Origin of the sequence: Pedobacter sp. CFBP9032 (assembly GCF_034045265.1) — a bacterium.
Lineage (GTDB): Bacteria > Bacteroidota > Bacteroidia > Sphingobacteriales > Sphingobacteriaceae > Pedobacter.
Genome location: NZ_JAXCWE010000015.1, coordinates 46673 through 58803 on the forward strand (window position 1 = coordinate 46673; position 12131 = coordinate 58803).

The window sequence follows — 12131 nt, forward strand, 5'->3', positions numbered from 1 at the left end:
GATACAGAGTTTGATCAATCAGTTATATCGATTTCCAGTCTCCAAATGGAAAACCATTCAACGTTTTGGAGGGATAATTAGCTATAGGCAGATGTTGCGGGGTAAAAAAGAAATGATAAGAGCCAGCAGAAATCTTCCTCCTATTATTTCTTACGAGAATGGATATAAAATTTATTTTTTAACTGGCAGTGATTATCTCTATCAAACTTTATTCTGCGCTTTTTCGCTGACCAAAGTTTCCAAGACCTCATTTCAATTTATATTAGTTGATGATGGCAGCTTCGACGAACAATTAAAAACTCAGGCAAATAAACAAATGCCGGGCGTTGTCATTGTAACTAAACAACAAATAGACGCAAATTTATCATTGAAATTACCAGTTGCTGAATTCCCTTATCTTCATAGAAAACGAGAAGTTTATCCTCACATCAAGAAACTCACTGACATTCATACCCTTACAGACAACACATATAAATTGGTGTTAGACTCCGATATGTTATTTTGGTCGAATCCGAAAGAAGTTATTAGCTGGTTACAAAGACCTAACGGCAGTTTACACATGATTGATTGCATAGAGTCTTACGGATATTCAAAAGAAATAATGGAATCTCTAACAGGAAGAGATATCCCAGATTCAGTAAATGTTGGTATAATTGGTATGGATTCTTCTCGAATAATTTGGACTGAACTAGAAAGATGGTGCATGGAACTAGAAGCTAAAGAAGGGAGCTCCTATTTTCTTGAACAAGCTTTGACAACGATGTTGCTTGCAACATCTAAGAGAAAAGCCTTAAACGAACGCAGCTATATAGTCAACCCTGAAAACGAAGATGTTTTGAACGGTGCAGGGATTTTACACCATTATGTTGACTTATCAAAAGCGAGTTATTTCAAAAATGCATTCAATGTTATTTTAAATGGGATTAGGTAGTTTAATTTACAAATTTTATTATAAGCCCACCTTAAAATTTAGGTATAACTTAACGCATTTCGGAGTAAAGGGCTGGTATCAATTGTCAACTGGAGAAGCTAACATGAAAAGAGAGGCTCTTAAACTTAGAAATTATCTCTCGAATTATTCTAAAGATAACATTCAGTTAAACTTTTTAACAGGTAAAAATTATTGGCATCAAACTATCTTTTGCATTGAATCTTTCATACAACATTACGGAAACAATTTCAGTGTAAATATTTATTCCGACGGGACAATTAACGATGAGATAGAAAGCCTTTTTAAAAACTATTGCAAAGAAATAGAAATAGTCTCTAATGAAAAAATTGAGACTAAACTTCAAAGGATTATCCCAATTAAAGATTTCCCCTATTTGAATCAAGTTAGAGCCTGGCATCCATTCTTTAGAAGATTAATAGATATCCATATTAACCCGGGATGGAATCTTCATTTGGATAGTGATATGTTATTCTTCAAGTATCCATCGGCATTAATAGAAGCTTTTGAAAGAAAACAAGCGATTTTTATGTTTGAGCAGTTGGATGACTCATATTTTGTAGATTCAGTGGTTGTGTTGAAAGAAAAGTTCGATATAGATACAATAGAAAAGGTAAATGGAGGCATCATAGCATATAATGGCGATCAAGTAAATTATATAGATTTAGAAGAAAAGCTTAAGGTCATCCTTCAAAACTATAAAACAGCAATTCCAGCGGAGGTTGAACAAACGTTAATGAGCCATATACTATTTAATCAATATGCTAAACCCCTATCTAAAGATGAATACAATATCTTTTATGGAAAAGACATAAACAGCGGATTAAAGACTGTTAGTCATTACATATTCAAAGCTAAAAAGCCTTACTTTTCTCAGGAATGGAAACGAGTACTAGAGAACCTTTAATTTCGATTTGCATGCCCGCATATAACGCAGGGAAGTATATTAAAGAGTCTATTGATTCTGTATTACGACAATCCTACCAAAAATTTGAATTAATAATCGTCAATGATGGATCGACGGATAATACCAAATCTATATTAGCTGATTACATTGATTCAAGAATTAGAATAATTCATACAGCAAACAGAGGGCAATGTGCAGCAGCTAACCTAGCTTACAAATATTCAAAAGGAGACTATATAAAATTTTTTGATGCAGATGATCTACTTTCTGAGGATTTTTTGAAGTCCCAATTACAACTACTGATAGGGAAAGATGATGTAATTGCTTCGGCATCTTGGGGGCGTTTCTACAATGATGATATTGAGACATTCAAACTAGATCAGGAAAGTGTTTGGAGAAATATGGCACCGATTGATTGGTTAAAAGAATCGTTACGTTCTGGACATAATATGATGCAATGTGCGTTATGGCTAATTCCTAGGAAAATCATATCCATTGCAGGACTATGGAATGAGAAACTTAATTTGATAAATGACTTTGAATTTTTCATAAGGATATTACTAGCATCAAATAAGATACTGTTTTGTGAAAATGCAATTCTATATTACAGATCAGGACTTTCAAATTCACTTTCTGGCAAAAAAACAGACGATGCATTAAATTCTGCATATATTTCCACTAAGCTCGGCATGGAAGCCCTGATAAGATTTGAAGATAGTTACATCACCAGAAAACTTGCTGCGAATCAATTTCAATATTTAATGTTCCAGCTTTATCCAGTTAATCTGCCACTTTTTAGGCTATGTGCTTCCGAAATAAAAAAGCTAGGAAAACCCGACGTAAAAATGAATGCTGGAGGAATAACAAAAGTTATGAACGTTTTAATAGGCTGGAAGCAGACTAACCTTATTAAATATTATTTAAAAAAGAGTATCTAAAATATAGGGCTAATTAAATCTCAATACAATGATTGTATGCTAAAACAAACTTTAATATTTCAAATATGGCACTAATTAAGACGATCGATTGCAGCAAGAGATAAAAAGTGTTCATCTTATTAGGGCGATAGCTTCCACCGCAGTATGCATTTTTCACCTATTTTGCGGAAACAATCGTTTATTCGACAGCAATAACTTTTTTAAGAAAACTTTTTCATACGGATATTTAGGAGTAGAAATGTTCTTTATCTTATCTGGTTTTATCATCTGCTATGTGTTACCTAAAAATTTCAATATTGAGGATATTAGCCCTTTTCTAAAAAGAAGGTTACTTAGAATAGAACCACCATACATAGCTTCGATAGTCTTGGTGTTTACCTTAAACTATTTGTCTCATCAATTAACCGGCCTAGATAACAAAATTAGCTGGATCAACGTCTTCTTACATCTAGCCTATTTGAATAACTTCAACTTAGGTACCTATTTGAATCCCGTATATTGGACTTTAGGGATAGAATTTCAATTTTATATATTGATAGCACTCTTTTTTCCATTGATAAAAAAAACGAAGCATGTTATAATATTTATACTGTTATCATTAGCAGTTCCATATTTAAATACCTACCTATCAGCTGGCTACATTACAATCATACCTTATGCTTCGCTATTTGGATTAGGTATCTTATTTTACTATTACCAAAATTCACAATTGATTAATAGTAATCATTATATAGTCTTCACTACCATCCTATTAATTCAGATTTATTACTCTTTTAATACTCAGTATTTACTTGTTAGTATATTTACTCTTCTCATTCTTAATTTCTGGAGATCAGAAAATAAAATAATCGGGTACTTATCAAAGATTTCTTTTTCGCTTTATTTAACACATGTTACAATTGGAGGCAAAATAATCAATTTGGGTTTAAGATTCTTTCACACGGAATTAAGTCGATACTTTTTGTTTTTAATTGCGTTTACAGTTTCAATATTATTTGCACATTTTTTCTACCTTATTTTTGAAAAGCCAGCGATCAAGTTTTCAAAAAAAATTAAATATGCCCCAAACCAAGCCGCTTAAAATAGCCATCATAGCCGATCCGGAATTACCAGTTCCTCCCTTATTTTATGGCGGAATTGAACGCATTGTAGCCATGCTTGTAGAAGGCTATGTAAATTTAGGCCATAAGGTAAGTTTATTTGCGCATCCAGATTCTGTAACAGCTGCTAAGCTTTTTGCGTATAAAGGTAAAACCAGTACAAAGCGATCAGACGTTTTAAGAAACTCATTTTTAATTAATAAAGAGTTGTTCAGCCATCGCTATGATGCAATCCACAGCTTTGGCAGGCTAATTTATATTCTACCACAATTGCCTTTAGGCATCCCTAAACTGATGAGTTATCAAAGGGAACCAACTATTAGCCAAGTTAGGAAGGCAAGAAGATTAGCTAAAGTAAATTCATTGACTTTTACAGGATGTAGTGCTTATATCAGCAATCAAATTGTACCCCTTGCTCCTGCCTATCCTATTTTTAATGGTGTAGATTTGAGGATTTATGATTTTAATCTCAACATACAGAAAAATGCCCCACTTGTTTTTTTAGGGAGAATAGAACCTATCAAAGGAACGCATATTGCAATCCAGGTGGCACAGGCCGCTAAAAAGAGATTAGTCATTGCAGGAAATATTCCTCCAGAATATACTTATTATTTTGAAGAGGAAATTAAACCCCATTTATCTGATAGCATCACCTACATAGGCCCGGTAAATGATGAACAGAAAAACACACTTTTAGGCAATGCCTTAGCATTCTTAATGCCAATTGAATGGAATGAACCCTTTGGTATTGTAATGGCAGAAGCCATGGCTTGTGGAACACCCGTAATTGGTTTTAATAAGGGTTCAGTGCCAGAAGTTATTATCAACGGCATAAATGGATTCAGATGTGATACACAGGAGGAAATGATTCAGGCTGTTCATACAATAGGATCAATTGACAGGAAAATGGTTCGTCAAGATGCAGAAAAAAGATTCTCTTCTGAAGTTATTATTCAACAATATCTAAATCTTTATAACAAAATTATTCATAATGAAGATTTCCATCGCTAACCCCACGGTAGCACCACATGTTAAACAAAATGTGCTAGCTTATTATGAAGGGAAGCATTTAAATAAATTTTATACCACCTTTTTTTCTCATCCAGATTATATCTTTTCTGTTTGGCTTTCTGCTTTTCCACCGCTAAAAAAAGAAATAAAAAAAAGAGCTTTTGATCTTATTCCCATAAAATATTTTGAAAGTAAACCCCTTTTGGAGATCATCAGAAGCATCGCTGCCAGAAAATTAAATGCGAGAATAACAGATGCCATCTGGTATTACGCTGAACTGTCATTTGACCGATGGGTAGCCAGAAAAATTAACGCAAAAATAGATGTCATTCATACCTATGAACATTGTTCATTAGCCTCTTTAAAAAAGGCTAAAGAACATGACATATACGTTATTTACGAACAGTTGAGTCAGCACCATACTTTTTTTACCAGTGTGGCGCAGCAGCAGTTTTTAAAATACCCTGAACTTCAAAACAAAGACACTAATTTATTGATTAATGACAAAGCTTCAAAAAGAAATAGAAGAAGAGATGAGGAACTTAATCTTGCTGATACAATTTTATGTAATTCTTCATTCACAAAAAAAACATTAATACTGGCCGGAATTAAAGATGAAAAAATAACAGTAATCCCTTTGGCATTTCCAAAACCAATTGATCACCATAAAACAAGGGATATAAGCGAACCCATAAAATTTTTATATGCAGGAAATCAATCCCTCAGAAAAGGGGCTCATTTACTGTATGAGGCTTGGAAAAGATGCAGTTTTATTCCCTCCGAAGCAGAATTGTGGTTAATTGGAAAAATGGAACTTCCGCAGCATTTAAGAGATAATTTGCCGGGGAAAGTAGTGATTAAAGATACTATTCCACATGAAGAACTTTTAATGTTATACCGAGAGGCTGATGTTTTTGTATTACCAACATTAGCTGATGGGTTTGGAATGGTGATTACAGAATCAATGTCCCAGGGAACGCCTGTAATCACCACAGAAAATAGTGCTGGTCCGGATTTGATTGAACACCAAGAAAATGGCTGGATTATCCAGGCAGGTAATGTAGATGCATTGGTTGATCAAATGCAACAAATTATAAATAATAGCTGTAATTTAGATGAACTAAGTAAAGCTGCGCTAAATAGCGCTCATCTTTGGCAATGGTCTGACTATCGAAAAGAACTTCGTCGAAAAGTAGAATCTTTATATGAATACAATCGGACTAAAGGTTAGATGATCATCAAAAAAATCTGTCTAATTACACCCGGCCATATCTCCTCTAACCCAAGGTTAGTTAAAGAAGCCATTGCATTGCACCATGCAGGATGGAGCATCCATATTATTTTTACACAGTATATGGATTATCTGGTTTATGAAGATACAAAGATTTTGAAAGCACATCCGGAATGGACCTATGACCACCTGTTGTGGACACCAACTCATAAAACATTAAGGCTAAAATCAGCTATTGTTCAGAGACTAGCCAAATTGATCAGTCCTATACTTCGCATTTCGAACCTGCTCATTAATAGGAATTATCATTGGCAGCTTAAAACTGCGATAAAAAGTCATGCAGATCTATATATTGCTCATAATTTAGGTACCCTACCCGTGGCTATTAACGCATCAAAAAAAAATAAAGCTAGGTGCGGTTTTGATGCTGAAGATTTTCATAGGAACGAAGTCAGTAACGACCCTAATCACCCTGATGTTAGATTAAAAACATTTATTGAAGATAAATATTTAGAACAGACAGATTATATTACTGCAGCAAGCCCTTTAATTTGCAAAGCATATAAAAGTTTATATCCAGATTTAAATCCTATTATAATTAATAATGTATTTGAGTTAAAATATCAGCCGAAGTTAAATTTAATTAAAAACAAATGCTTAAAGCTATTCTGGTTTTCTCAAACTATTGGTAAGAACCGTGGTTTGGAAGAGGTTATTGAAGCCATCAATCTAATCAGTAATCCACTAATTGAATTGCATTTATTGGGTAATTTATCAGTTCAAAATGCTATCTATTTTAACGGATTAGCCAACTTTAGTATTATCTACTATAAACCAATATCTGCTAATCAAATATTTGAACTAGCAAACACTTTTGATATTGGTTTAGCTCTTGAGCCTGGTTTTTGTACTAATAATAAAATTGCATTATCAAATAAAATTTTTACCTATTTAATTTCTGGACTGGCCATTATCGCTTCTGATACCCAAGCACAAAAAGAATTTATGAATTCAAACACCCTTATTGGTGAACTTTATTCAATAGGAGATGTCACTGCTTTGGCTGGCATAATTACCAAACTATTTAACGACAGGGAATTGCTAAATAATTACAGGAAGAATGCTTACCAATTGGCACAATCAAAATATAACTGGGAAATAGAACAGAAAAAATTTTTAGCCATTATCAAATCACTGATCAGTTGAAAAAGGTTTTGATCATCTCTCCTTATTTTCCTCCTATAAACGCGGCAGATATGCAGCGGATTAGAATGAGCCTCCCCTATTTTTCAGCATTTGGATGGGAGCCTACTGCAGTAATGATAGATCCCAAATATACAGACCTGCCTACTGATATACTTCTGAATGAAGAGATTCCTACAAACATCAAAATTCATCACGTAAAGGCATTACAAAAAAAATGGACGAGTAAGGTGGGTTTGGGCAGTATTGCTTTACGTGCTTTATGGTTCTATAAAAAAAAAGTTAATCAATTGCTAAAGAAAGAAAAATTCGACCTCATCTATTTTAGCACTACACAATTCCCTGTATTAATTCTCGGCGCATATTGGAAGAAAAAATTTAGTATTCCATACGTTGTGGATATGCAAGACCCTTGGTATTCTACCTATTATGATGATAAGCCAAAAGCAGAAAGGCCTGCAAAATATTGGTTTTCATCTCGTTTAGATAAACATCTGGAACCTATCGCCATGAACCATGTTGATGGTTTAATTAGTGTTTCACAGGCTTATCTGGATACATTGAATAAACGTTATCCACGATTAAAATCATTGCCCCAGCAAGTGATTACCTTTGGTGCTTACCAAAAAGACTTCGAGCTAGTTCAAAAAAACAAGTATCAGTTTGAGTTGCCATTTCGTAAAACAGATGGTCTAACGCATTTAGTTTATGTAGGCAGAGGTGGTAACGATATGAAGGAGGCATTAAATTTATTATTTAAGGGCTTTAAAAAAGGGCTGGCTAATCAATATGAACTTTTCAGTAAAATCAGGTTCCATTTTATCGGAACCAGCTATGCCCCGGCGGGAAAGGGCATTCAAACGATCATGCCCATAGCCAATGCCATGGGTATTTCGGCATATGTGGAAGAGCAAACCGATCGCATCCCCTATTTTCAGGGTCTTTTTACGCTCTTAAATGCAGATGGTTTAATAGTGATTGGCTCAAACGATGCCCAATATACGGCTTCAAAAGTATATCCGTATATTTTGGCAGAAAAGCCACTATTAGCATTTTTCCATCCAGAAAGCAGTGCTGCTAAAATCATTAAAGAATGTAAAGCTGGAGAGGTATTTTCACTAAAAAATGAACATTTAGCAATTGATGAAATTATCCATGAATTATATTTAATGCTTTTAGGAAAGAAAAAAACAACCATAAACTGGTCTGTATTTGAACAATACAGTGCTAAAAATCTGACAAAGAAACAATGTGAATTATTTAATAACGTATTGGATGCAGGCAATCTACCGAACAATTAATTTTATTAATAATCATCCGTTAACCAAAAAAAACCTTATACTGGCTTACTACAGATTTTTTAAATGGCAATTAAATTCTATCCTAAATAAAAATTTGCAATCAGTTAATTTTATTGGTCCTATTAACTTTTTAGCAAAAAAAAGATTAACAGGAATAACAGGAAATATCTATACCGGCCTGCACGAATTTAACGATATGGGATTTTTATTGCATTTGCTAAAACAGGGTGACGTATTCTTTGATGTCGGGGCAAATGTAGGCTCCTATACATTGTTGGCATCATATCGTAAAGCAAAAACAATAGCATTTGAGCCAATCCCAGAGACTTTTGATATTCTCACAAAAAACATACAACTAAATAGTCTTCAATCTGATGTGACTTTAGTAAACAAAGCTGTAAGCAGTAGATACGGTATTTTAAATTTCACAAATAATCAAGATACTACAAATCATGTAGTCAGACATTCTGGTGAACAAACTACAGAAGTTGAAATGATATTACTTGATGATTTTTTTGCAGAACACAAACCTATTTTAATGAAAGTGGATGTAGAGGGCTTTGAAACTGAAGTATTAAATGGATCACAAAGTTATTTATCAGATACTTCTTTAAAAGCAATTATTATTGAGTTAAACGGAAGCGGAAATAGATATGGTTTTAAAGATGATGATATTCATGCTAAACTCTTGAAGCATCATTTTAAACCTTATGATTATAATCCTTTTAATAGGATTTTAAAGGAACTTAATACCTATGGTAAGGATAATACCATTTATGTAAGGGATATCGAATTTATTAAAAAAAGAATTCAATTAAGTGAACCATTTAATATTTTAAATCAGGTAATTTAAAAATTATATCAAATCCACTCCATTTAATTCATTGAAGTCGCTCGCCATCATCGTCACCCACCCCATCCAGTATTACGTACCTGTTTATCAGCAACTCGCAAAGCCTTGTCAATTAAAAGTGTTTTACACCTGGGGAGAAAAAGGAGCGAATGCGAAATATGATCCTGATTTTCAAAAAAACATCTCCTGGGATATTCCACTATTAGATGGCTATGAATTCGAATTTGTAGAAAATAGCGCTAAAGATCCGGGATCACATCACTACAAAGGAATCGTAAACCCGGAATTAATTGAAAAAATCAAAGCCTTTAACCCAGATGCCATTTTAGTTTACGGCTGGGCTTACAAAAGTCACCTGGCAGTAATGCGCCATTTCAAAGGAAAAATTCCGGTTTGGTTTAGAGGAGATTCAACCTTAATGGATCAAACAGGGTCACTGCAGAAGATTTTTAGAAAGCTGTTTTTAATCTGGGTATATCAACATATCGACATCGCTTTTTATGTCGGCAAAGCTAACAAAGCTTATTTCAAAGCATTCGGAGTAAAGGAAAAACAATTGGTATTTGCGCCACATGCTGTAGATAATGAAAGATTTTCGACAGATCGATCAATTGAAGCACTACACTTGCGCCAAAAACTAGGCATCTCAGCGAACGATACTTTAATCCTGTTTGCCGGAAAATTCGAAGAAAAAAAGGACCCTACGTTATTACTCCAGGCCTTTACAGCACCAGATCGAAAAACTGACAACCATAAACTAACAACGAAAAACGAACAACGAACAACAACCACTACACATCTTTTATTTGTAGGAAACGGCGAACTCGAAGAAACGCTCAAAATGCACACCAGTGTACAGCACAATAACATTCATTTCCTCGATTTTCAAAACCAAACCCAGATGCCCGTGATTTATCAAGCTTGCGATTTATTCTGTTTACCTTCGCAAGGGCCGGGAGAAACCTGGGGATTGGCCGTGAATGAGGCAATGGCCTCAAGCAAAGCAATCCTGGTATCCGATAAGGTAGGTTGCGCAGAGAGTTTGATTCAGGAAGGGAAAAATGGAGAGATTTTTAAATCAGGAAATTTGGAAGACCTATCAATTAAGCTTCGGGTTTTATTGGCGAATCCCCAAAAATTGTTACAGATGGGAATGGAAAGTAAAAAAATAATCGAAAACTGGTCTTTTAAACAACAAGTGGAAACCATTGCAAAAGAATTGAATGAAGGGCACTAAACATATCTATTACCTGCTTTTATATTTACCTTACCTAATCAGTGTCGTGTTTAGGTCTTTACCTCATAGTTCCTATTTAATCGCATGGCTTGGTTCATTCTTTATTTTCTTTATCTGTTTTAAAGGCATCATTAAAAAGCTACCGGACGATTTGCCCCTACTGGAGCAACTTTTACGTCCGGTATTTTTTCTACAGATCATATTTGCAGGTTATATGGCCTGTACCTCCATATTTTACTATATCAATGCGCTCGGCTATGAATACCTCACCTTCATCGGAAATAAGGATTTCATTTCCGGAGATGTATATAGATCAATCGCTTTGTGCCAGCGTTACTACGTATTGGGGCATGCCGCATTAACGCATGGTATTATTGCAGGCATGAGTTATCCTCAGGGAAAAAAATATAGAGTATATGCGCCATCTATGAGTAACCTCTTACTCGGCATCTCGGTAATCTGCCTGCCACTGGGTTATCTATTCTCAAAAGTGGGTAGCCTGAACCAGTTCAGCATCCAGTTAAATGGGTTAAGTTTCGTTGCCGGAACCATTGCCCTCTCATTTGCCATTCGCGAGAACAAACGTGTTAACCTCTGGGCTGCATCCGGATTATTTGGGCTAAATATGCTTGCCGCATTAGGATCAGGCTTCAAAGAACCCATTATTATGTGCGTTTTGTTATTGGGAATCTTTCTCTTACCCATTTATGGTAAAAAAGTATTACCTGTCTTATTTTCAGTATTGCTTTTATTATTTTTCGTTTTACCCACTTTTATCGGAAACTTCAGGAAACTCTCCTCAGAAGGAACTGATGTTGCCACCGCAAGAAATAAAAGTTTAGATCGGATTATAAATAATGATAACCTGGTTGAAGACTTGCAAGATGATAACTGGGAATTTCTGACTGGCCGTTTATCGGAGATAAGTATGTTTATGAAATATACGGAATCTACCCCCTATTTTATCCCCTATTATAAAACCAGCTTGCTCACAAGTGCTTTGCAGACAATCATTCCCCGCTTTTTCTGGCCCGGGAAACCAGATGTAGAACAAATGGTAATGGATCGGGTTTATGCAGCCAATGTGGTAGACCGGCAAAGTATAGTATCGGCCAAACCTGCATTTATTGTAGATTGTTACCTTTCTTATGGTGGGATAGGAATTTGGATTGGCTTGTTTCTTTACGGTTACCTTTCTCAAAATCTATCTGCCCTGGCAGAACGCATGTTTGGAGGTTATTTTATGGGTACCGCAGTAATTTTTGCAGGTTTATTTCAGATTTTATGGCGCGGAAATAGCCTGGAGTTTCTCTTAAATGCAGTATTCTGGAGCCTGATTACCATGTTTATTATTCAAAAGATATTTAAAGCAAGAGGAATCCTATACAAAGTTGATTAGGC

General features: G+C 34.8%; 11 protein-coding genes. All 11 read left to right on the top strand.

The window, feature by feature from the left end:
- The first annotated feature begins 10 nt into the window (after nucleotides 1-10).
- The 11 genes from SOM16_RS21060 to SOM16_RS21105 all read left to right on the top strand — a co-directional run bounded on the left by SOM16_RS21060 (nucleotide 11) and on the right by SOM16_RS21105 (nucleotide 12129).
- Nucleotides 11-931, top strand: a complete 921-nt coding sequence (locus SOM16_RS21060; protein WP_320465969.1) for a hypothetical protein — start codon at nucleotides 11-13, stop codon at nucleotides 929-931.
- A gap of 103 nt (nucleotides 932-1034) precedes the next feature.
- A complete protein-coding gene (locus SOM16_RS21065) occupies nucleotides 1035-1856 on the top strand; it encodes a hypothetical protein (RefSeq protein WP_320465970.1) in 822 nt (273 codons plus the stop codon).
- 11 nt (nucleotides 1857-1867) lie between these two features.
- A complete protein-coding gene (locus tag SOM16_RS21070) occupies nucleotides 1868-2794 on the top strand; it encodes a glycosyltransferase family 2 protein (RefSeq protein WP_320465971.1) in 927 nt (308 codons plus the stop codon).
- Nucleotides 2795-2882: 88 nt separating this feature from the next.
- Nucleotides 2883-3875, top strand: coding sequence for an acyltransferase family protein (locus SOM16_RS23285; protein ID WP_414692284.1), 993 nt, complete (start codon nucleotides 2883-2885; stop codon nucleotides 3873-3875).
- The gene (locus tag SOM16_RS21075; RefSeq protein ID WP_320465972.1) at nucleotides 3853-4905 is read left to right on the top strand and encodes a glycosyltransferase family 4 protein; all 1053 of its coding nucleotides are present in this window, start codon (nucleotides 3853-3855) and stop codon (nucleotides 4903-4905) included. The genes SOM16_RS23285 and SOM16_RS21075 overlap by 23 nt, the downstream gene beginning before the upstream one ends.
- A complete protein-coding gene (locus SOM16_RS21080) occupies nucleotides 4886-6136 on the top strand; it encodes a glycosyltransferase (protein ID WP_320465973.1) in 1251 nt (416 codons plus the stop codon). Before SOM16_RS21075 ends, SOM16_RS21080 begins: the two co-directional genes overlap by 20 nt.
- Before the next feature lie 378 nt (nucleotides 6137-6514).
- On the top strand, nucleotides 6515-7342 hold the full coding sequence (locus tag SOM16_RS21085; protein ID WP_320465974.1) for a hypothetical protein: 828 nt from the start codon (nucleotides 6515-6517) through the stop codon (nucleotides 7340-7342).
- A 50-nt stretch (nucleotides 7343-7392) separates the two neighbouring features.
- Nucleotides 7393-8640 (top strand): glycosyltransferase, encoded by a 1248-nt coding sequence (locus tag SOM16_RS21090; protein WP_320465975.1) that lies wholly within the window; start codon nucleotides 7393-7395, stop codon nucleotides 8638-8640.
- On the top strand, nucleotides 8615-9493 hold the full coding sequence (locus SOM16_RS21095) for an FkbM family methyltransferase (RefSeq protein ID WP_320465976.1): 879 nt from the start codon (nucleotides 8615-8617) through the stop codon (nucleotides 9491-9493). The genes SOM16_RS21090 and SOM16_RS21095 overlap by 26 nt, the downstream gene beginning before the upstream one ends.
- A 31-nt stretch (nucleotides 9494-9524) precedes the next feature.
- A complete protein-coding gene (locus SOM16_RS21100) occupies nucleotides 9525-10730 on the top strand; it encodes a glycosyltransferase family 4 protein (protein ID WP_320465977.1) in 1206 nt (401 codons plus the stop codon).
- Entirely contained in the window at nucleotides 10717-12129 is a 1413-nt protein-coding gene (locus tag SOM16_RS21105) for an exosortase Y-associated Wzy-like protein (RefSeq protein WP_320465978.1), read from the top strand. Before SOM16_RS21100 ends, SOM16_RS21105 begins: the two co-directional genes overlap by 14 nt.
- Nucleotides 12130-12131: the final 2 nt, after the last annotated feature.

Bases quoted from the DNA above. Each gene is read 5' to 3' on its own strand.
- SOM16_RS21095 (WP_320465976.1), top strand. From the start codon at position 8,615: ATGCAGGCAATCTACCGAACAATTAATTTTATTAATAATCATCCGTTA.
- SOM16_RS21075 (WP_320465972.1), top strand. From the start codon at position 3,853: ATGCCCCAAACCAAGCCGCTTAAAATAGCCATCATAGCCGATCCGGAA.
- SOM16_RS21105 (WP_320465978.1), top strand. From the start codon at position 10,717: ATGAAGGGCACTAAACATATCTATTACCTGCTTTTATATTTACCTTAC.
- SOM16_RS21065 (WP_320465970.1), top strand. From the start codon at position 1,035: ATGAAAAGAGAGGCTCTTAAACTTAGAAATTATCTCTCGAATTATTCT.
- SOM16_RS21070 (WP_320465971.1), top strand. From the start codon at position 1,868: ATGCCCGCATATAACGCAGGGAAGTATATTAAAGAGTCTATTGATTCT.
- SOM16_RS21090 (WP_320465975.1), top strand. From the start codon at position 7,393: ATGCAGCGGATTAGAATGAGCCTCCCCTATTTTTCAGCATTTGGATGG.
- SOM16_RS21080 (WP_320465973.1), top strand. From the start codon at position 4,886: ATGAAGATTTCCATCGCTAACCCCACGGTAGCACCACATGTTAAACAA.